The sequence below is a fragment of the Plesiomonas sp. ISS29 genome (assembly GCF_056522795.1).
Window position 1 is genome coordinate 981,951 of sequence record NZ_JAWRZQ010000001.1, and the last position, 19,796, is coordinate 1,001,746.

Consider the following 19,796-nt stretch of genomic DNA (forward strand, 5'->3'; position numbering starts at 1 on the left):
CAAAAAGAACAACTTATCACTAAGACTACTGATGTTTTGCTTAGTTCACTTAGTAACCGACTTCACCAGTGTTTTTAAGCTTGTGGTTTTTTAGGGTTGAATATACCGGTGTGCTGATCAGGGTAATCGCGTGGCATACTAATTGGCGCTTGATCGTTATCCGCTTCGGTTAAGCGATAGCGGAATGGATTATCCTGTTTTGGCAGCTCAGGCAGCAGTTGATTCGAGGTTTTTGCCATATGTTGATACAGCTTACGGTAATCATTGGCCATGTTATCTAACAGCTCTGCACTGTGTGCAAAATGATCGGTTAACTCTTGGCGATACTGTTCCAACTCGTACTTATTTTTTTCGAGTTCAGTCTGTATTTTTTTCTGCTTACGCAGATCTTTTTGCGTAAAACGGGCCAGAATCATACCCAGCGCCAAACCAAGAATGAAAGTAAGCGCACTAATCCAAGTCATAATTACTCCTAGGGAAAACCAAGCTTAATCAGCAAGGTGGCTATCATGCCACTGTCTTTACTGCTGCCACTATACCTGCTCTTGCAGGCTGCGTGATACTATAAGCGTTATCTTTTAGCGTGATAGAAAGCACGTTAAGACTATAACGAATATTTATACAGGAAGTGGTCGAACAATGGACGTGACTCCACCTAGCCAACGTTACCAACAATTGTTGCTTGAGCCGCAATTCAGCCCAGATATTGCTCAGCAGCAAGCGGTACAGGCGTTAGATCGCCTTTTTCTCCAATTAGTTCAACATACCACTACGTCAGCACCGCTGAATACCCTATTTTCCCCACATAATACGCTTTTAAAAACAGAGTCTGAGCAAAAGTGGGGAATAAAATGCTGGATGCGCCCGTTTGCATTTTTGCAGGCCCGTTTTTCGCCCTCGCCGATGCCTTCTGACCCGATACAGGGCGTATACCTGTGGGGGGGGGTTGGCCGTGGAAAAACATGGCTGATGGATCTGTTCTATGATGCCTTACCCGGTGATCGCAAACTACGCATGCATTTTCACCGTTTTATGCACTACGTACACAGTGCATTAAATGAGCAAAAAGGGCGTTCCGATCCGCTTATCCATATTGCGCAGCAACTGAGTGAGCAGTATACCGTTATCTGTTTTGATGAGTTTTTTGTCTCTGATATTACCGATGCTATGTTGCTCGGTGGGTTGTTTGAGGCCTTGTTTGCTCGAGGTGTCGTGCTGGTTGCTACCTCAAATGTGCAGCCAGACGATCTCTACCGAAATGGATTGCAGCGTAGCCGGTTTTTACTGGCGATTGCACTGATCAAACAACATTGTCAGGTGTTGTCGGTCGACAGCGGCATAGATTACCGTTTACGTACACTGCAACAGGCTGAAATTTACCATTGGCCGCTTGATGCGCAGGCTGAACACAATATGCAACACTACTTTTCCCGCCTAAGTACTGAGCAACCTCTGTGTGATCATGCCATTTTAATTAATCAGCGGCAGATTCTGGTTAAGGCCGAATCTGCCGGCGTGCTGATGGTTGGTTTTAACGCATTGTGTGAGCAACCACGTAACGCGGCTGATTTTATTGTACTCTCGCAGCGTTATCACACCGTGTTATTAACGCATGTTTACAGCATGTCAGAAGAGAATAATGATACGGCACGGCGTTTTATTGCCTTAATCGATGAATTTTACGAACGTAAGGTAAAATTAATTATTTCGGCTGAAACCGCGCCAGAACAGCTCTATCAGGGGAGTTTATTGCGTTTTGAGTACCAAAGATGCTTTTCCCGCTTGCAAGAGATGCAGAGCATAGATTATCTTGCGCAGCCTCATTGGTCGTAATTGCAGATGTGATGCAAAAAACAGTCGATTTTATCGGCGGTCTTCACTATAATCTTGCGACCCCACGTTACATTGGTAGTCCCCGCCAATACGGTGCTAGCAAACTCAACTCGAAGGGGTTGTTGTGCTTGGCATGTGAGCGTGAATTTTCATCATTCCCGACGTTAATTCACCGGGTGTAACTTTTTTATTGGGTAAGCTATTTCATGAAAACTTTTGTAGCTAAACCAGAAACCGTTAAGCGCGACTGGTATGTAGTAGACGCAAACGGCAAGACTCTGGGTCGTCTGGCGACCGAGCTGGCTCGTCGTCTGCGCGGCAAGCACAAGGCGGAATACACTCCGCACGTTGATACTGGTGATTACATCATCGTTCTGAACGCAGATAAAGTTGCTGTAACTGGCAACAAGCGTTCTGACAAGATTTATTACCGTCACAGCGGCTATATCGGTGGTATGAAATCTGCCACTTTCGAAGAAATGATCGCCAAGCATCCAGAGCGCGTGATCGAAATCGCTGTTAAGGGCATGCTGCCAAAAGGTCCTCTGGGCCGTGCCATGTTCCGTAAGCTGAAAGTGTACGCTGGTGCTGCACACGATCATGCAGCACAGCAACCACAAGTTCTGGACATCTAATACGGGATCAAGGCAATGGCAGAGAATCAATACTACGGCACTGGCCGTCGCAAAAGCTCTTCCGCGCGCGTCTTTATCAAGCCGGGTAGCGGTAACATCGTAATCAACCAGCGTAGTCTGGATCAGTACTTCGGCCGTCCAACTGCCCGTATGGTAGTTCGTCAGCCGCTGGAACTGGTTGAGATGAGCGAGAAGCTAGACCTGTACATCACCGTTGTTGGTGGTGGTATTTCTGGTCAAGCGGGTGCAATCCGTCACGGTATCACCCGTGCACTGATGCAGTACGACGAGACCCTTCGTCCAGTTCTGCGCGCTGCTGGCTTCGTTACTCGTGACGCTCGTCGCGTGGAACGTAAGAAAGTCGGTCTGCGTAAAGCACGTCGTCGTCCACAGTTCTCCAAGCGTTAATTTGCTACCGCTTCGGCGGTTACAGATTACCTTCAAAAAGCCCAGCTTATGCTGGGCTTTTTTGTTGTTATATATGTTGCAAAAAGGTTTTAATAACTTGTCAAAAAGTGTTGTTTTTCTTATCATTTGCGTGACTTTTGCAATTATGGGGATCTCATGCTACTTGAATGTTAAAACATCAGTGGTTAGCAGGGGGTTCCACGTCAGGAAGCAATAAGACCGCAGGGAAATAACAATAACCAAGCGGGATGCGATGGGAGAGTGAGGGATGAACAATGCGCCTGTAAACAACAGTCGCCGGCGTTTTTTAACTGCCGCAACTGGCGTAGTCGGTGGCGTAGGGGCAGTTTTTGTAGCTGTACCCTTCATCAAATCCTGGAATCCCAGTGCTAAGGCCAAGGCGGCAGGTGCACCGGTTCAGGTCGATATCAGCAAATTAGAAGAAGGGCAGTTGATTCGTGTCGAGTGGCGGGGAAAACCTGTCTGGCTTGTACGTCGAACCAAAGTGGTATTGGATGAACTGGCCACGCACGATGGAAAACTGCGCGATCCACAATCTTCCGAGCCACAACAACCTGAGTATGCGAGTAATCCTTATCGGTCGATTAAGCCCGATATTTTTGTTGCGGTCGGTATTTGTACGCATCTAGGTTGCTCACCGAGTTATGTTCCAGAAAACTTTGGCGTACAAGTTGAAGGCGTGCAGTCAGGCTTTTTATGCCCGTGCCACGGCTCAAAATTTGATATGGCAGGTCGCGTATTTCAGGGCGTTCCTGCACCATTAAATTTGATGATCCCGCCGTATAAATTTGTCGACGACAATACCATTATCATTGGCGTAGATGACAAGGGAGTGGCTGCGTAAATGAATAAATTACTCGACTGGATTAATGCCAGGATCCCCTTAACTGCAACCTACAATAAACATGTTGGCGAGTATCCTGCCCCGAAAAACTTCAATTTTTGGTATTTTTTCGGATCGCTGGCAATGCTTGTGTTGGTGAATCAGATCATTACCGGGATCTGGTTGACGATGAACTACAACCCGTCAGCCGAAGGGGCATTTGCCTCTATCGAATACATCATGCGTGATGTTGAGTACGGCTGGCTGCTGCGTTACATGCACTCTACCGGTGCTTCGTTCTTCTTTATTGTCATTTATATGCACATGTTTCGTGGGCTGATTTACGGTTCATACCAAAAGCCGCGTGAGTTGCTGTGGATTTTCGGCATGCTGCTGTTTCTTGCGCTGATGGCCGAAGCATTTATGGGCTATCTGTTGCCGTGGGGGCAGATGTCATTTTGGGGCGCGCAGGTGATCATTTCACTGTTTGGTGCGATCCCCGGTATCGGTGATGCACTGACATTGTGGATCCGTGGTGATTATGTGATCTCAGGCGTCACACTGAATCGTTTTTTTGCCCTGCACGTGATTGCCGTTCCGTTGGTGTTGGTACTGTTGGTCTTCCTGCATATTGTGGCTCTGCATGAAGTGGGGTCAAACAACCCTGATGGTATTGAGATCAAAAAGAATAAAGATGCTAACGGCTGGCCGAAAGATGCAATTCCGTTCCACCCTTACTACACCGTAAAAGATATTATGGGAGTAGCGGGTTTCCTATTTTTCTTCTGTTATGTGATCTTTTTTAACCCTGAGATGGGCGGCTATTTCCTTGAGCCACCTAACTTTGAAGCGGCAAATGGCTTAAAAACACCGGCACACATTGCACCGGTTTGGTATTTCACCCCATTTTACGCCATTTTGCGTGCCATTCCTGATAAGTTGTTGGGGGTGATCATGATGGGCTTATCGATAGCGGTACTGTTTTTATTACCGTGGGTTGATCGTGGTAAAGTCAAATCAGTGCGTTACCGCAGTGCTTTTCATCGTTGGAATATCGGGTTATTTACCATCAGCTTTATTGCGTTAGGTATTTTAGGCACGTTACCGGCTACACCAACCTACACCCTGTTATCGCAAATTTTTACGGTGTGTTATTTCATGTTCTTTGTTTTGCTGTTTTTCTACAGCAAAAATGAAAAAACCAAGCCTTTGCCAGAAAGGGTGACATTCAAATGAAAAAACTGACGATTGTTTTATTTGCGTTGTTACCTGCACTTTCTATCTCACTGCCTGCTCTGTCATCAGAAAGTGGGGCATTGATAAAAGCGAACAACAATCTGAGTGATAAAGCCTCATTGCAAAATGGAGCTAAGTTATTTATGAATTATTGTGCCGGTTGCCACTCAACCAAGTATCAGCGCTATGAGCGGGTTGCCACCGATTTGGGTATTCCACCAGAGTTGATGACGCAGAACCTGATTTTTGATCCGCGCGCAAAAATTGGGGATCTGATGGAAAACGCGATGCCACAAAAGAGTGCCGCGGCATGGTTTGGTGCGCCGCCGCCAGATTTAACATTGGAAGCGCGGTTGCGTAGCCCTGACTGGATTTATACCTATCTGCACTCTTTTTATGCTGATCCAAGCCGGCCATTTGGGGTGAATAACACGATTTTCCCGAATGTCGGCATGCCACATGTGTTGGAAGAGTTGCAAGGAACGCCTGTAGCGAAAAAAGAGACGCATGAGATTGATGGCCAGCCACACGAAATTGTGGTGGGCACTGAGATTGTGCGTCAGGGGGAGCTGAATGCTGAAGAGTATGATAATGCGGTACGCGATATCACTAATTTCTTGGAGTATTCCGGCGAACCAATGAAAAAAGAGCGTCAGCATATTGGGTATTGGGTGCTCGGGTTTTTAGTGTTCTTTTTCATCATTGCTTACTTGCTGAAAAAGGAATACTGGCGCGACGTACACTAATTATGCGAAACTGATGCCTGTTTTTCGGTTTATCCGACCGGCATGGGGGCTTGAGCCCCCTTTTGCTGTTTGTGTATTTGAGTGAAAGTGGAGGGTTGAATGGCTATCGCAGCTAACAAACGCTCGGTGATGACGCTATTTTCTGGTGCAACCGATATTTATAGTCATCAAGTTCGAATTGTTCTTGCTGAAAAAGGCGTGAGCGTAGAAATTGAACAGGTTGATGCTGAGCATCTGCCAGAAGATTTGCTTGATCTGAATCCGTATAATTCAGTACCAACCCTGGTCGATCGTGAGTTAGTTCTTTATAACGCACGTATCATCATGGAGTATTTGGACGAGCGTTTTCCTCATCCACCACTGATGCCGGTTTATCCTGTAGCACGCGGTCAAAGTCGTCAGATGATGTACCGTATCGAGCAAGACTGGTATACGCTGCTTGAAAAAATTGAGCAGGGCACGCCGGCCGAAGCGGATATGGCACGTAAGCAACTGCGTGAAGAGTTGTTAGCGATTGCTCCGGTTTTTGCTGAATATCCGTTCTTTATGAGCGAAGAGTTCAGCTTGGTCGATTGCTACCTGACTCCGCTGCTGTGGCGTTTGCCGGTGCTGGGCATTGAGCTAAGCGGCCCAGGTTCAAAAGAGATCAAAGCCTACATGACTCGCGTATTTGAGCGTGATGCATTTTTGGCGGCACTGACTGAATCTGAGCGCGAAATTCGCCTGCACGGTAAGGTCTGATTATGGAGTTAACCCAGATGAAACCACGTCGTCCGTATCTGGTTCGGGCCTACTATGAGTGGTTGTTAGATAATAACTTAACTCCGCATTTGGTGGTTGATGCTATGTTGCCTAACGTGCGCGTTCCGATGGAGTTCGTGCGAGATGGTCAGATAGTGCTGAACATAGCGCCGCGTGCCGTGGGGAATCTGGAGTTGGGTGATGATGCCGTAAGGTTTAATGCCCGATTTGGCGGTGTACCACAGCAAGTTGATGTTCCTCTTGCGGCGGTGTTGGCATTGTATGCGCGTGAAAATGGTGCGGGTACTCTGTTTGAACCTGAAGTGGCCTACGATGTGCCAGAAGATGAAATGCTGGACGTCTTGGATGAGTCATCTTCTGTTGAGCCTGCTCTGGCATTAGTTGAAGAGTTGGCTGACGGTGGTGATGGCCCTGATGATGAACCTCCGCGTCCGCGTGCAAAACCTATGTTACGCGTGGTGAAGTAATTTCAGTGGTTCAATACCGCATATGATCAGTATCGTGATGATTATAGTGCGTATACATATGCCATAACGCTATAAAAAGTAAGATAAAAAATGCAGCTAACGCTGCATTTTTTGTTTTTCATTTGAATCTTATCTTTTTAATTTTACCTTCTTAATCTTGCCTTCTGCCGTTACGCTGAGTGGTAAATGTCAGTGTTTCAGTTTAGTGATTTAGGCTGATGTTGAAGGTTGTTTTTGATTAATTGAGGTATTCAAACACTTTCACTACGCGTTTAACACCGGCAACATTTCGTGCTGTGTTGGTTGCTTCTTCCGCTTCTGCCCGTGTTAATTTTCCAATTAAGAATACTTCACCATTTTCGGTGGTCACTTTCACATTGCTGGCTTTCACTTTATCACTGGTGAGCAGTTGTGAGCGAACCTTGGTGGTGATCCAAGTATCATTTGAGATAGTGCCAAAGCTGATAGGTTTGCTGATCCGAATTTCGTTGTAAACGGCAGTTACGCCATTCACACCGGCGGTAATTTGTGCAGCTTGCTTTGACAGTGCTTGAGTGGGCGCTTCACCTACAAGCAGTACCCGACCTTCGTATGCGGTCGCCAAAATGCGGGCCTCTTTGCGGATTTGAGCATCTTTTGCCAGTGCATCGCCGACACGTAATTCAAGGGTTTCATCATCAATTTGCCCGCCCACCGAGCGCGGATCGGTAGCAACTTTTCCGGCAACCGCCGCTGAGCTGACTAAAACGGCACCAATACATCCTTGCAGCATAAAGGCCAGCAGAATAATGCCCAGTTTACGGGTGACACTCATGGTGCTCTCCTTAGATGAGTTAAGTTGTTTCTTGTTATATTAACCCTGTCAGGCAGGGTGGTATTAATTATCCTGATGCGGAAATAAAGTGCGATCAATCAGATCACTTAAACAGTTTAGAGTCAGCATATGCATCTCCTGAATGCGGGATTGCCGGTGTGAGGGAATGCGAATTTCTGCATCCTGTTCACCCAGTAATCCGGCTAAAATGCCGCCGTCATATCCGGTTAGTGCGATGATGGTCATATCACGTGTCACCGCGGCTTCTACTGCTTTTACGATATCCTTACTGTTTCCTTTGGTCGAAATAGCCAACAGGATATCGCCATTTTGCCCTAGTGCGCGCACTTGTTTGGAATACACTTCGGTGTGCAGGTCATCGTTGCCAATTGCGGTCAGCATTATGCTGTCTGCGGTCAGCGCTATTGCTGGTAAACTAGGTCGCTCTGTTTCGTAACGGTTAACCAAACAGGCGGTGAAGTGCTGGGCATTGGCAGCTGATGCTCCGTTCCCACAACATAAAATTTTATTGCCGTTCAGCAGGCTTTGGGCCATGATCATAGCTGCACGCGCAATGGCATCCGGTAGCGCTTCGGCTGCCGCGATTTGTGTCTGGATACTTTCGGTAAAACAGGCTTTAATTTGCTCTAGCATAACGTCTGTCATTGATGTTGTAAGGTGTTGCGATACCAGCTGACTGTGTCATCTGGCCCGTCAATTGCCACAATATCGAAGCGGCAGTATTGTGTATCTATGCTCAATCCGCGCTGATGAAGCCAGACTGCAGCGGTATGATACAAGCGTTGCTGTTTTTTCGCTGTGATACTTTCAACCGCAGAGCCGTAACGGCTCGATCGCCGGTAGCGTACCTCAACAAAAACCCAATCATACTGATCACGCATGATCAGATCCAATTCTCCACCGCGAACCGTTACATTGGCTGCAATAAAACACAACCCATGTTGTTCTAAATGGCGACGCGCCAATTGTTCATAGTGCGCGCCGCGTTCACGTTGTGAGGCTCTGTACGACGTTACCACCGCCTGATTACTGTACTGTTGCCGGTACAGGATCAGTACTTAAACTGTCATACAGCGTATCTGATGGCGGAGTGGCAAGGTCAGTGCCGATAGTGGTTGCTGATACAACCGGAACTAACCCACCATTTTGGTAGCGTAACCAGTTGAGCTGGCGGTTTACGGTGCAGTTTTCACCGGCACTGAGTAAACCGGTTTGCCCGGCATACTGATAACCGTTCACCTGGCGCAGCTCATTCATGTGGTTGGCCAGTGACCATGCATCCATACCCATGGCATACAAGCGTGAGAGTGAATAGTCAGGGTTACGCCAGATCTGGGCAACACGCTGTGCAGCCGGTGAGTTGGCGGTGGTCAGCATTGGAATATCACTGAACTGTACACCATCCATTTCTAAGCGAAAATCAGGGCCATTCCCCGCTTGGTTGCTGCGTGAGCTGGCATACAGTGCTGGGCGCTGGTATCCCGGCATGATTGATGCGTCAACAAACGGTTTTAATAGCGCCAGTTCGTCGGGGGTGGTGACGTAATAAATAGCATCAATCGGACCGTGCGTTGCATCAGCTTGCAGCGAAACACCTAGTGCTTGGCGCATGATGTCGGCTTTCCCTTGATTACGTAGGCTCTGGTTGATTGATTGGCGCAGGGCTACGGTATCACCAAAGTACTGAATGGTTGGCTGTTCGCCGCTCAGGGTTTGCCATTGTCGGCTAAAGGCATTACCGACCCGCTGGCCAAATGGCGAGCTGGGAACAAGAACCAGTGGCGTATGCTGGCCCTGATCCCAAATATGCTGGGCTGCATCGCCAGCTTCATCTTCCGGCGAAAGTGCGTAGTAGCAGACGCTTGGGTTGGCACTCGGAGTTTCCGGTTGGTTGAGGGTTAAAATTGATAAATCAGCCGGTAACTGCATACGCATGAGTTCATCAACCCGGTTTTTCAGTAGCGGGCCAACCAAGGTGCGTACGCCCTCTTGTTCGGCTTGCTGTAACAGGGCTGGAAGAGGTTTGGTGGCGGTATCGTAAACCTGAACACGAATATTAGGGTTACGTGCGCTATCTTCGAGCATACCGGCCATAAAACCCTGACGAATAGCATCGCCTAGTGCCTGATTTTGACCACTAATTGGCAGCAGCAGCCCGATGGCATTCATGCTTGCGGCAGGCAGCGCCAAATACTGGCTCAGCGGTGTCGGCAGGGTCATGGCCGCCGGATGCTTAGGAAAACGTGTTTTCCATTCAGCAATGCTGGCTTTGAGTTGCGGTAGGTTGTAGCGGTTTTCCTGATAGACACGTGCCAGATCCAGCCAGCCAATCAGAATACTCTCTTGCGGGCTGACCACGGCTTGAGAAAGCTGCTCGACAGATGCCTTGGTTAGCAACAGCCAGGTCTGATCGTTGTTTTGCTGCTTTTGTGTGGCATCTGTCAGATATTGATCAAGGGCGATATGATCGCGTACGGCTTCAATAATCTGGTTTTGGCCACTATTTAGGGCAATTTTGGCCCGGTAGTAGCGTGCTTTTTGTGCCGGTGTCAGCATGGCGACATTCAGCGTGGCCAGTCTGGTGGCAGCCGTCGCCGGATCTTTTTGTGCTAGGGCGATATCAGCCCATAGTAGTTGTTGTTCGTGGCGCTGTACATCACTTAGCGGCTCTTGAATGCTGCGCAATTCAGCCGTTGCTTGTGCAATATTGTTCTCTTTTAACAGTGCTTGAACGGCCAGCAATTGCCATGGCGTTTTTTCACTGGCACTGCTGGTGTTGGCCTGTTGCAGATAATAGGCTGATGATGCCAGCAGATCAGAGGATGACGGTGTATTGCCGCTTGAGTGCTGTGGCATTTGGCATGCGGCCAGCATCAAAGTAGCAAAAACAGGTAAAATTATGCGTCTTGCATTGACGCGGGTGCATAAAGAGGCAAGCATGGGGATCCCAATCACGTTTCTTCCTAGAGACGGTTAATCTTAAATCGGCAATGAAGTCTATACAATGAAAGCTACTGAACAATCTTTCATCACCCCAGCAACTTTATACATAGTTCCCACGCCAATTGGTAACTTAGACGATATTACACAACGGGCACTGAAGGTGTTGCAGCAGGTTGATCTGGTTGCCGCTGAAGATACCCGTCATAGTGGATTATTGTTGCAGCATTTTGGCATACAAGCGCGCTTTTTTGCGTTACATGATCATAATGAACAACAAAAAGCAGAGGTTTTAGTTGAGAAGTTGCGGCAAGGCCACAGCATTGCACTGATTTCTGATGCAGGAACGCCGCTGATCAGTGATCCGGGTTTTCATCTGGTGCGTCGCTGCCGTGAAGCGCAGATTTCGGTGATCCCGCTACCAGGCCCGTGTGCAGCCATTGCCGCATTGAGTGCCTCGGGAATTGCCTCTGATCGTTTTTGTTTTGAGGGTTTTTTACCGGCGAAAAGCAAAGGGAGACAAGACGCTCTGCGGGCCATATTAGAAGAGCCGCGCACTCTGATTTTCTACGAATCAACGCACCGTTTGCTTGATAGCTTGCAGGATATGGTCACGGTGCTGGGCGCTGATCGTTATGTAGTCTTGGCCCGTGAATTGACCAAAACGTGGGAAACCATTCATGGTGCTCCGGTTGGTGAGTTATTGGCGTGGGTGCAAGATGATGAAGTGCGTCGTCGTGGTGAGATGGTGCTGGTGGTTGAAGGCGCTAAACCGGCTGAAGATGATGCACTGTCTGCGCTGGTGATCAAAACCTTAAGTTTATTGACACAAGATCTTCCACTGAAGAAAGCCGCTGCACTAACGGCTGAGATCCATGGCGTTAAGAAAAATGCGTTATATCGTTATGGATTAGAACATTTCACTGAGTAGTGGCTTTGTGGTGTATTTCACTGGCACTGTGATCGGTTTCTCTATATAATCCGCCGCGGAGTTAGCTAGACAGTCGCTGCTTCGTGGTCGTCCCTTCGGGGAGACACACGGGGGAGAGGAAAGTCCGGGCTCCATAGGGCAGGGTGCCAGGTAACGCCTGGGAGGCGCAAGCCTACGACTAGTGCAACAGAGAGCAAACCGCCGATGGCCCGCAAGGGATCAGGTAAGGGTGAAAGGGTGCGGTAAGAGCGCACCGCGCGACTGGTAACAGTTCGTGGCACGGTAAACTCCACCCGGAGCAAGACCAAATAGGGGTTCATTGGTGCGGCCCGCATTGAACCCGGGTAGGTTGCTTGAGCCAACGCGCGAGTGTTGGCCTAGAGGAATGACTGTCCACGACAGAACCCGGCTTATCGGCTAATTCCCTCGTTTCAAACAAAAAAGCCACGTTGAAGAACGTGGCTTTTTTGTTATCTACAGTACGCTCAGTCATCCGTATGCTGCCTATTTTTGCAGATTAAGGTCACACCTTGGTCTTGCCATCCACATTTAAAAACAGTGTATTTTTCTGTATTGCTATCCTCAGGTGATACCGAAAAGTCTGAAATACTCGATTTTAGTCGGTTGGCCCGACAATTCATGTTGTTCTTTGCTTGACAAGCTTTTTCCCCCCTCCGTAAACTTGCATTTGTGGGAATTTATGGGTTTTAGTGGTGAATTTTGGGTATTCAGGGGGATGCTAAGTCATGTTTCGTGGTGCCCATACTTTAAATCTGGATAATAAAGGGCGTATGGCCGTCCCCGCGCGTTACCGGACAGCGCTGTTAGAGGCGTGTCAGGGGCAGCTTATTTGTACACTGGATATTCACCACCCATGCTTGCTGTTGTACCCGTTACCTGAGTGGGAACGCATAGAACAGATATTGATGACCTTGTCGAGTATCAACCCAGATGAACGGCGTATTCAGCGTTTGTTGTTGGGGCACGCTACTGAGTGTGAAATAGACAGTGCAGGGCGAATTCTGCTGGCCACTCATTTACGTCTGCATGCAGATTTAGTGAAAGAGATAGTGCTAGTAGGGCAGCTTAATAAATTTGAGATTTGGCGTGCTGATGTTTGGCAGCAACAAATTCAAGATGATATTCAAGCGGAGCGGATGACACCACAGGTGTTGTCGGCCCGATTACAGGATCTGTGTTTATAATTATGTCTGAAAATTACCAGCACGTAACCGTTCTGCTGCATGAAGCAGTAGAGGGTTTAGCGATTCGCCCTGACGGTATCTACATTGATGGTACGTTTGGCCGTGGCGGGCACTCTCGTCTGATTTTGTCAAAATTAGGCCCGGAAGGTCGTCTGATTGCCATTGATCGTGATTTGCGGGCAATTGCCGAAGCACAAACTATTGATGACCCGCGTTTTCAGATTGTTCACGGGCCATTTTCTAATGTGCAGCACTATGTTGATGAGCTGGGTTTAAGCGGCAAAATTGATGGCTTCTTACTCGATCTTGGTGTCTCTTCGCCGCAGTTAGATGAAGCCGAGCGTGGCTTTAGTTTCATGCGTGATGGCCCGCTGGATATGCGTATGGATCAGTCGAGCGGTCAATCTGCGGCAGAATGGCTGATGAAAGCCGAGGCTGATGATATCGCTTGGGTACTCAAAACATTTGGTGAAGAGCGTTTTGCCAAGCGTATTGCGCGTGCCATTGTTGAGCGTAACGCAGAAAACCCGATGACTCGCACCCGTGAACTGGCAGAGTTAATTGCCGTTGCCAGCCCGTTTAAAGAGAAGCACAAGCACCCGGCTACGCGGACGTTCCAAGCTATTCGTATCTATATCAACAGTGAGTTGGAAGAGATTGAGCGTGCGCTAGAGGGCTCGTTGCCGATTTTGGCTGAGGGTGGCCGTTTGTCGGTGATCAGTTTCCATTCACTAGAAGATCGGATTGTAAAACGCTTTATTCGTCGCCAAAGTAAGGGCCCGGAAATTCCGGCCGGTTTGCCTTTGACCGAAGCTCAGTTGGCGCACGGCAAGAAAATGGTTGCCATTGGCAAAGCCATTATGCCGTCGGATGAAGAGGTTGAGCGTAATGCGCGTTCACGCAGTGCGGTACTGCGTTTAGCCGAACGGACAGCTGAAAGATGAGTGTCGAGCGCCATTCGTTAACCTCCATCATCGGCGAAGATTTATGCCGATTCGGTAAATTACCACTTTTGCTGGTGGTGTTGGTGTTTTGTTCTGCGATTGCCGTGGTTCTAAGTACCCACCGTACGCGCCTGCTGATTGTGGAGCGTGAGCATTTGGTACTCGAACGTGATGCGCTGGATATAGAGTGGCGCAACTTAATTCTGGAAGAGAATGCTCTTGGTGAGCACAACCGGGTTGAGCGGCTGTCTGGTGAGAAACTGCAGATGCAGCGTGTATCACCTGCTCAGGAAAAAGTGGTTAAACAGTAATGAGCAAACCAACCCGAACTGCGAAAGTAAAAAAACCGGAAGATACTTCCAGTTTTATCCGTTGGCGTTATTTGCTGGTGGGCGGCGTGATGGGGCTAGCGCTGGTGGGCCTGTTGCTGCGTGCTAGTTGGATCCAGGTGATCAACCCTGATCGCCTGATCCGTGAAGGGGATATGCGCTCGTTACGGGTGCAATCTGTTGCCACGCCGCGCGGTATGATTACCGACAGAGCCGGTCGCCCACTGGCAGTGAGTGTGCCTGTTGATGCAGTATGGGCCGATCCCAAAGAGATCGCTGAAAAGGCTTCGCTGGATAAAACCGAGCGTTGGGCTGCACTAGCAGATGCTTTGGGGATCCCGCTGGATAAGCTGACCTCACGGGTTAAAACCAATCCAACCTCCCGTTTTACCTATCTAGCACGTCAGATTAGCCCTTCGCTGGCCAGTTATGTGCGTGATCTGAAAATTCCCGGAATTTACCTTAAGCAAGAGTCGCGCCGTTTCTATCCGAGCGGAGAAGTTAGCTCGCATATTCTTGGTTTTACCAATATTGATGGTAAAGGCATTGAAGGGGTAGAGAAGAGCTTTGATACTTGGTTAACCGGTGAACCGGGCCAGCGTACGGTACGTAAAGACCGTTTTGGACGCGTGGTTGAGAATATCTCTTCGGTTGAAAGCCGTGCGGCGCATGATTTGTCATTGAGTATTGATGAGCGTTTACAGGCAATGGCCTACCGCGAGTTAAAAAATGCGGTGGCATTTAATAAAGCCGAGTCTGGCTCGATAGTTTTGCTTGATGTGCAGACCGGTGAAGTGTTGGCGATGGCAAACTTGCCCTCCTATAACCCGAATAATCGCGGGCAAATTGATAGTGCGAACTACCGTAATCGGGCCATTACCGATACGTTTGAGCCGGGCTCGACAGTAAAACCGCTGGTGGTATTGACCGCCCTTGATCGCAAAATCGTTAAAGAGTCTGCGGTACTCAATACGATGCCGTTCTATGTGAACGGGCATCGGGTACGGGATACCGTGGTCTACCCTGAACTGACGCTGACAGGTATTTTGCAAAAATCGAGTAACGTCGGGGTTTCTCACCTTGCACTGGCTATGCCGGAAACAGCGCTGCCGGAAACCTACAGCAAATTTGGTTTTGGTCAGCCGACTAATCTGGGGCTGGTGGGTGAGAGCACCGGTATGATGCTGCAAAAAAATCGCTGGGCTGATATTGAGCGCGCCACCTTTTCATTCGGTTATGGCCTGTTGGTGACGCCATTGCAGCTGGCACGTGCCTATGCCACGCTCGGCAGTTTTGGTATTTATCGCCCGCTATCGATCACCAAAGTTGATCCGCCGGTTGAGGGAAACCGTATCTTCTCTGAAGAGGTAACCCGTAAAGTCATTCATATGATGGAGAGCGTGGCGCTGCCCGGTGGTGGTGGTCGACGTGCGGCGGTAGATGGATATCGTATTGCGATTAAAACCGGTACGGCGAAAAAGATTGGCCCGAACGGAAAGTATATCGACAAATATATTGCGTATACCGCAGGTGTTGCACCTGCGAGTAACCCACGTCTGGCATTGGTTGTGGTGATTAACGAACCTCAGGCCGGACAATATTACGGTGGTGCGGTATCAGCACCTATATTCTCTGCCATTATGGGCGGAGCTTTGCGGATCCTCAATATCGCCCCAGACGCTTTGCCTGTGGGCGATGAAGCAGTTATTAACAGGAGTGGTAACGCCCGTGTCAACACATGATCTGCGCACTTTATTAGCGCCGTGGGTGGATAACGCCCCGGCGTGCGCGTTACGGGAGATGACCTTAGACAGCCGCACTGCGGCTGCGGGCGATCTGTTTATTGCAGTAATGGGACATAAGACCGATGGTCGGCGCTATATTCCTCAAGCCATTGCTCAAGGTGTTGCGGCAATAATTGCTGATGCAGAAGGCGAGGCCTCAGACGGTACGGTACGTGAAATTCACGGTGTACCCGTGGTGTATTTAACGCAGTTGAATCACCGTTTGTCTGCGCTGGCGGGGCGTTTTTACCATCAGCCGAGCGAAAAATTAACGCTGGTCGGTATTACCGGTACAAACGGAAAAACGACTACGGCGCAGTTGTTAGCACAGTGGAGTGCTTTGCTCGGTGAGCGCGCGGCGGTGATGGGTACGGTGGGTAACGGGCTGTTGGGGCAGATTACCCCAACCGACAATACCACCGGTTCGGCGGTTGATGTTCAACATACACTCAATGATCTCTGTCAGCAGGGGGCAACTTTTGCTGCGATGGAGGTCTCTTCACACGGATTGGTACAAGATCGCGTGGCAGCCCTGAAATTTGCCGCCGCAGTCTTCACCAACCTGAGCCGTGATCACCTTGATTATCACGGAAATATGGAGAATTACGCCGAAGCTAAATGGCGGCTCTTTCAGAATCATCATGTTGAACAGGCAATTATTAATGCCGATGATGCAGTCGGCCGCCGCTGGTTAACACAGCGTCCTGATGCTGTTGCCGTGAGTATGGCGATACCATTACCACAAGATTGGGCCGGACGCTGGTTACAGGTGACCGCGGTTGATTATCACGATCAAGGCGCACGTATACAGCTTGATTCTAGCTGGGGTGCTTGCGAAATTGAAAGCCGCCTGATGGGCGCATTCAATGTGAGCAACCTGACGCTGGTATTGGCTACCTTACTAGCTCTGGGTTATCCGTTGTCTGATTTAGCACATACGGCATCTGAATTACAGCCAGTCTGTGGTCGGATGGAAGTGTTTAGTGCTCCGGCGCGCCCAACCGTATTGGTAGATTACGCCCATACGCCTGATGCGCTGGAAAAAGCGCTGGAAGCGGCCCGTTTACACTGTCGCGGCCGTTTGTGGTGCGTGTTTGGTTGTGGTGGTGATCGCGATCGCGGCAAGCGCCCGCTGATGGGCGCAATAGCAGAACAACTGGCCGATTGTGTAGTGATCACCGATGATAATCCGCGTACAGAAGAGCCGCAGGCGATTGTGTCGGATATCCTGACCGGTCTGCTTAATCCTGCTAGTGTTCAGATTATCTCTGGCCGCGCAGAAGCGGTGACAACCGTGATCATGAATGCACGGGCTGACGATGTGGTACTGATTGCCGGTAAAGGGCACGAAGATTACCAAATTATCGGTCAGCGTAAGCTTGACTACTCTGATCGTGAAACCGTTGCCCGTTTACTGGGGGTGGTTGCATGATCCCCTTAACGCTTGGCACGCTGGTCGAGGTTGTGGGCGGGCAGTTGTCATCAGGGCTGGCTTCATCCACACAAATTATCGAACAGGTGACGACGGATACCCGTCAGCTTGCCGACGGCGGGTTGTTTATTGCCCTGCGCGGTGAGCGTTTTGACGCGCACGATTTTGCACTGCAAGCGGTTGAGCGTGGCGCACAAACCTTACTGGTTGATCACTACCTCAATGATGAAGCGCTGCAATCTGTACCGCAGTGTGTGGTGGCAGATACCCGTATTGCGCTCGGTTTACTGGCGCAGTGGGTACGCCAGCAGTCACGCGCTCGCGTGGTTGCGATGACCGGCTCTTCCGGCAAAACCACGGTAAAAGAGATGACGGCCGCTATTTTGCGCCAGCGTGGTTCAGTGCTCAGTACCGCCGGTAATTTTAACAACGATATTGGTGTTCCGCTGACCTTGCTGCGCCTGACCTCTGAACATGACTATGCAGTGATCGAGCTTGGTGCTAATCATATTGGCGAAATTGCCTATACCACTGCACTGGTTCAGCCGGAAGTTGCGCTGGTCAATAACGTAATGGCTGCACATCTTGAGGGATTTGGCTCTCTGGCGGGCGTGCATCAGGCGAAAGGTGAAATCTATCAGGGGCTGCCCGAGGGCGGTATCGCCATTGTTAACCTTGATATTACCGATCATCAGGCGTGGCAGCCTCATTTTAGCGGAAAATCAGTCAAAACATGGTCACTGAGCCAGCTGGCCGATTATCGCGCTGAAAACATCTCAACTGAGCAGGGTGTTACCCAGTTTACCCTGTGTTCCCCGCAGGGAGAGATTGCAGTTACCTTGCCTTATCCGGGGCAGCATAATATTGCCAATGCACTGGCCGCAGCAGCGTTGAGCCTGTCGGTGGGCGCAAGTCTTGAGGATGTTGCAGCAGGTTTGCTCTCTTTGCAGCCGGTCAAAGGGCGTTTATTCCCATTACAGGTTACCCCACAATTGTTAGTGATTGATGACACTTACAATGCCAACGTCGGGTCAATGCAGGCGGCAATAAAAGTGTTGTCTCAGCAGTCAGGGATACAGATCTTTGTGGTGGGGGATATGGGCGAATTAGGCCCAGAGAGCCTTGATTGTCATCAGGAAGTGGGTATCAGTGCGTTGCAAGCGGGCTTAACAGAGGTGATGAGTGTCGGTACATTAAGTGCGGCGATTAGCGCGCCTTGTCATGGGCAGCACTTTACCGATAAATCAGCACTTATTGCTGCACTATTGCCACAGATATCCGCACATTTACAGGCAAAAACGGCTGTTACCGTTTTGGTTAAAGGTTCACGCAGCGCTGCAATGGAGCAGGTAGTGCAGGCGTTGCAGGAGACATATTCATGTTAGTTTGGTTAGCCGAGCAGTTAGCACAATATTATACCGGTTTTCACGTTTTCTCTTATTTAACCCTGCGGGCGATTGTTAGCCTGCTAACTGCCCTAGCGATTGCGTTATGGATGGGGCCACACTTAATCGCGTGGCTGCAAAAATTGCAGATTGGTCAGGTTGTCCGTAACGATGGTCCTGAGTCGCACTTTAGCAAACGTGGTACGCCAACTATGGGCGGTATCATGATACTGACATCGATCAGTGTCTCGGTGTTGCTGTGGGCTAACCTGAGCAACCTGTATGTCTGGTGTGTTCTGTTTGTACTGCTAGGCTATGGCGTGGTGGGGTTTGTTGATGACTACCGCAAAGTGGTGCGTAAAAACAGCAAAGGCCTGATTGCTCGTTGGAAATACTTTTGGCAGTCGGTTATTGCCCTGCTGGTTGCCTTTACATTGTTTGCGATAGGTAAAGATACTCCGGCTACCCAGCTGGTTGTACCGTTCTTCAAAGACATCATGCCGCAATTGGGCGTGTTATATATTTTGCTGGCCTATTTTGTGATTGTCGGCACCAGTAACGCGGTGAACTTAACTGATGGGTTAGATGGCTTAGCCATCATGCCTACCGTGTTTGTGGCCGCCGGTTTGGGTCTGGTTGCATGGGCGACCGGTAACGTCAACTTCGCGGAATATCTGCATATTCCCTATATTCGTCACAGCGGTGAGCTGGTGGTTGTGTGTACCGCGATTGTTGGTGCAGGTTTGGGATTCTTGTGGTTTAACACCTATCCAGCACAAGTTTTTATGGGTGATGTCGGCTCATTAGCACTCGGTGGAGCATTAGGAACGATTGCTGTATTACTGCGCCAAGAGTTCCTGCTGTTCATCATGGGTGGTGTGTTTGTGATGGAAACACTGTCAGTTATCCTGCAGGTAGGCTCGTTTAAACTGCGCGGGCAACGCATTTTTCGGATGGCACCTATCCATCATCACTACGAGTTAAAAGGCTGGCCAGAACCGCGCGTGATTGTACGTTTTTGGATAATTTCACTGATGTTAGTCCTCATTGGTCTGGCTACACTGAAAATTCGCTAAGGAT

At 49.3% G+C, this 19,796-nt stretch carries 21 protein-coding genes and 1 other RNA gene; 17 read left to right on the top strand and 5 right to left on the bottom strand.

What is annotated here, in order from left to right; translation table 11 throughout:
* Positions 1-74 precede the first annotated feature (74 nt).
* Entirely contained in the window at positions 75-464 is a 390-nt protein-coding gene (gene zapG, locus AC1HDJ_RS04410; RefSeq protein WP_479533670.1) for a Z-ring associated protein ZapG, read from the bottom strand.
* Between the two features lie 175 nt (positions 465-639).
* Here zapG and zapE point away from each other — a divergent pair, with 175 nt between their 5' ends.
* From zapE to sspB, 8 genes are all read left to right on the top strand, one after another.
* On the top strand, positions 640-1,833 hold the full coding sequence (zapE, locus tag AC1HDJ_RS04415) for a cell division protein ZapE (RefSeq protein WP_479533672.1): 1,194 nt from the start codon (positions 640-642) through the stop codon (positions 1,831-1,833).
* Between the two features lie 206 nt (positions 1,834-2,039).
* On the top strand, positions 2,040-2,468 hold the full coding sequence (gene rplM / locus AC1HDJ_RS04420) for a 50S ribosomal protein L13 (protein ID WP_438622280.1): 429 nt from the start codon (positions 2,040-2,042) through the stop codon (positions 2,466-2,468).
* A gap of 15 nt (positions 2,469-2,483) precedes the next feature.
* Complete coding sequence (gene rpsI / locus AC1HDJ_RS04425; RefSeq protein WP_438622281.1) at positions 2,484-2,876, top strand: 30S ribosomal protein S9; 393 nt, start codon at positions 2,484-2,486, stop codon at positions 2,874-2,876.
* Positions 2,877-3,144: 268 nt separating this feature from the next.
* A complete protein-coding gene (gene petA, locus AC1HDJ_RS04430; RefSeq protein ID WP_438631038.1) occupies positions 3,145-3,741 on the top strand; it encodes a ubiquinol-cytochrome c reductase iron-sulfur subunit in 597 nt (198 codons plus the stop codon).
* Positions 3,742-4,956, top strand: a complete 1,215-nt coding sequence (locus tag AC1HDJ_RS04435; protein WP_479533676.1) for a cytochrome b — start codon at positions 3,742-3,744, stop codon at positions 4,954-4,956. It abuts the gene before it with no gap.
* Positions 4,953-5,702: a cytochrome c1 gene (locus AC1HDJ_RS04440; protein ID WP_479533678.1), complete on the top strand. Its 750-nt coding sequence runs from the start codon at positions 4,953-4,955 to the stop codon at positions 5,700-5,702. Before AC1HDJ_RS04435 ends, AC1HDJ_RS04440 begins: the two co-directional genes overlap by 4 nt.
* A 99-nt stretch (positions 5,703-5,801) precedes the next feature.
* Entirely contained in the window at positions 5,802-6,443 is a 642-nt protein-coding gene (gene sspA / locus AC1HDJ_RS04445) for a stringent starvation protein SspA (RefSeq protein ID WP_438622285.1), read from the top strand.
* A gap of 2 nt (positions 6,444-6,445) precedes the next feature.
* Positions 6,446-6,931, top strand: a complete 486-nt coding sequence (sspB, locus tag AC1HDJ_RS04450) for a ClpXP protease specificity-enhancing factor (RefSeq protein ID WP_479533680.1) — start codon at positions 6,446-6,448, stop codon at positions 6,929-6,931.
* A 238-nt stretch (positions 6,932-7,169) separates the two neighbouring features.
* On the opposite strand, the gene dolP is transcribed toward sspB, so the two are convergent.
* The 4 genes from dolP to AC1HDJ_RS04470 form a co-directional block, all read right to left on the bottom strand.
* Complete coding sequence (dolP, locus tag AC1HDJ_RS04455) at positions 7,170-7,745, bottom strand: division/outer membrane stress-associated lipid-binding lipoprotein (RefSeq protein ID WP_479533682.1); 576 nt, start codon at positions 7,743-7,745, stop codon at positions 7,170-7,172.
* Between the two features lie 63 nt (positions 7,746-7,808).
* Positions 7,809-8,399 (bottom strand): DnaA initiator-associating protein DiaA, encoded by a 591-nt coding sequence (gene diaA, locus AC1HDJ_RS04460; protein WP_438622288.1) that lies wholly within the window; start codon positions 8,397-8,399, stop codon positions 7,809-7,811.
* Between the two features lie 8 nt (positions 8,400-8,407).
* Positions 8,408-8,785: a YraN family protein gene (locus AC1HDJ_RS04465; protein WP_479533685.1), complete on the bottom strand. Its 378-nt coding sequence runs from the start codon at positions 8,783-8,785 to the stop codon at positions 8,408-8,410.
* A 7-nt stretch (positions 8,786-8,792) separates the two neighbouring features.
* Entirely contained in the window at positions 8,793-10,721 is a 1,929-nt protein-coding gene (locus AC1HDJ_RS04470; protein WP_479533687.1) for a penicillin-binding protein activator, read from the bottom strand.
* A 49-nt stretch (positions 10,722-10,770) separates the two neighbouring features.
* Between AC1HDJ_RS04470 and rsmI the strand changes: the two genes are divergently transcribed.
* The 9 genes from rsmI (at position 10,771) to mraY (ending at position 19,792) form a co-directional block, all read left to right on the top strand.
* Positions 10,771-11,637 (top strand): 16S rRNA (cytidine(1402)-2'-O)-methyltransferase, encoded by an 867-nt coding sequence (rsmI, locus tag AC1HDJ_RS04475; RefSeq protein ID WP_479533689.1) that lies wholly within the window; start codon positions 10,771-10,773, stop codon positions 11,635-11,637.
* Positions 11,638-11,694: 57 nt separating this feature from the next.
* Positions 11,695-12,066: RNase P RNA component class A (rnpB, locus tag AC1HDJ_RS04480), an RNA gene on the top strand.
* A 317-nt stretch (positions 12,067-12,383) separates the two neighbouring features.
* A complete protein-coding gene (mraZ, locus tag AC1HDJ_RS04485) occupies positions 12,384-12,842 on the top strand; it encodes a division/cell wall cluster transcriptional repressor MraZ (RefSeq protein WP_479533692.1) in 459 nt (152 codons plus the stop codon).
* A 2-nt stretch (positions 12,843-12,844) separates the two neighbouring features.
* Complete coding sequence (rsmH, locus tag AC1HDJ_RS04490) at positions 12,845-13,786, top strand: 16S rRNA (cytosine(1402)-N(4))-methyltransferase RsmH (protein ID WP_479533694.1); 942 nt, start codon at positions 12,845-12,847, stop codon at positions 13,784-13,786.
* Positions 13,783-14,097 carry a cell division protein FtsL gene (gene ftsL / locus AC1HDJ_RS04495; protein WP_438622294.1) on the top strand — a complete coding sequence of 105 codons (315 nt, stop codon included), beginning with the start codon at positions 13,783-13,785 and terminating at the stop codon, positions 14,095-14,097. Before rsmH ends, ftsL begins: the two co-directional genes overlap by 4 nt.
* The gene (gene ftsI / locus AC1HDJ_RS04500; RefSeq protein WP_479533697.1) at positions 14,097-15,857 is read left to right on the top strand and encodes a peptidoglycan glycosyltransferase FtsI; all 1,761 of its coding nucleotides are present in this window, start codon (positions 14,097-14,099) and stop codon (positions 15,855-15,857) included. Before ftsL ends, ftsI begins: the two co-directional genes overlap by 1 nt.
* On the top strand, positions 15,844-17,331 hold the full coding sequence (gene murE, locus AC1HDJ_RS04505) for a UDP-N-acetylmuramoyl-L-alanyl-D-glutamate--2,6-diaminopimelate ligase (RefSeq protein ID WP_479533699.1): 1,488 nt from the start codon (positions 15,844-15,846) through the stop codon (positions 17,329-17,331). Before ftsI ends, murE begins: the two co-directional genes overlap by 14 nt.
* On the top strand, positions 17,328-18,716 hold the full coding sequence (gene murF, locus AC1HDJ_RS04510) for a UDP-N-acetylmuramoyl-tripeptide--D-alanyl-D-alanine ligase (protein WP_479533701.1): 1,389 nt from the start codon (positions 17,328-17,330) through the stop codon (positions 18,714-18,716). Before murE ends, murF begins: the two co-directional genes overlap by 4 nt.
* Positions 18,710-19,792, top strand: coding sequence for a phospho-N-acetylmuramoyl-pentapeptide-transferase (mraY, locus tag AC1HDJ_RS04515; RefSeq protein ID WP_479533703.1), 1,083 nt, complete (start codon positions 18,710-18,712; stop codon positions 19,790-19,792). Before murF ends, mraY begins: the two co-directional genes overlap by 7 nt.
* Positions 19,793-19,796: the final 4 nt, after the last annotated feature.

Excerpts from the sequence above, each read along its gene's own strand:
- ftsI (WP_479533697.1), top strand. The coding sequence starts at position 14,097 with ATGAGCAAACCAACCCGAACTGCGAAAGTAAAAAAACCGGAAGATACT.
- dolP (WP_479533682.1), bottom strand. The coding sequence starts at position 7,745 with ATGAGTGTCACCCGTAAACTGGGCATTATTCTGCTGGCCTTTATGCTG.
- rsmI (WP_479533689.1), top strand. The coding sequence starts at position 10,771 with ATGAAAGCTACTGAACAATCTTTCATCACCCCAGCAACTTTATACATA.
- AC1HDJ_RS04440 (WP_479533678.1), top strand. The coding sequence starts at position 4,953 with ATGAAAAAACTGACGATTGTTTTATTTGCGTTGTTACCTGCACTTTCT.
- murF (WP_479533701.1), top strand. The coding sequence starts at position 17,328 with ATGATCCCCTTAACGCTTGGCACGCTGGTCGAGGTTGTGGGCGGGCAG.
- mraZ (WP_479533692.1), top strand. The coding sequence starts at position 12,384 with ATGTTTCGTGGTGCCCATACTTTAAATCTGGATAATAAAGGGCGTATG.
- ftsL (WP_438622294.1), top strand. The coding sequence starts at position 13,783 with ATGAGTGTCGAGCGCCATTCGTTAACCTCCATCATCGGCGAAGATTTA.
- sspA (WP_438622285.1), top strand. The coding sequence starts at position 5,802 with ATGGCTATCGCAGCTAACAAACGCTCGGTGATGACGCTATTTTCTGGT.
- zapE (WP_479533672.1), top strand. The coding sequence starts at position 640 with ATGGACGTGACTCCACCTAGCCAACGTTACCAACAATTGTTGCTTGAG.
- rsmH (WP_479533694.1), top strand. The coding sequence starts at position 12,845 with ATGTCTGAAAATTACCAGCACGTAACCGTTCTGCTGCATGAAGCAGTA.
- petA (WP_438631038.1), top strand. The coding sequence starts at position 3,145 with ATGAACAATGCGCCTGTAAACAACAGTCGCCGGCGTTTTTTAACTGCC.
- AC1HDJ_RS04435 (WP_479533676.1), top strand. The coding sequence starts at position 3,742 with ATGAATAAATTACTCGACTGGATTAATGCCAGGATCCCCTTAACTGCA.
- mraY (WP_479533703.1), top strand. The coding sequence starts at position 18,710 with ATGTTAGTTTGGTTAGCCGAGCAGTTAGCACAATATTATACCGGTTTT.
- rplM (WP_438622280.1), top strand. The coding sequence starts at position 2,040 with ATGAAAACTTTTGTAGCTAAACCAGAAACCGTTAAGCGCGACTGGTAT.
- zapG (WP_479533670.1), bottom strand. The coding sequence starts at position 464 with ATGACTTGGATTAGTGCGCTTACTTTCATTCTTGGTTTGGCGCTGGGT.
- rpsI (WP_438622281.1), top strand. The coding sequence starts at position 2,484 with ATGGCAGAGAATCAATACTACGGCACTGGCCGTCGCAAAAGCTCTTCC.
- sspB (WP_479533680.1), top strand. The coding sequence starts at position 6,446 with ATGGAGTTAACCCAGATGAAACCACGTCGTCCGTATCTGGTTCGGGCC.
- diaA (WP_438622288.1), bottom strand. The coding sequence starts at position 8,399 with ATGCTAGAGCAAATTAAAGCCTGTTTTACCGAAAGTATCCAGACACAA.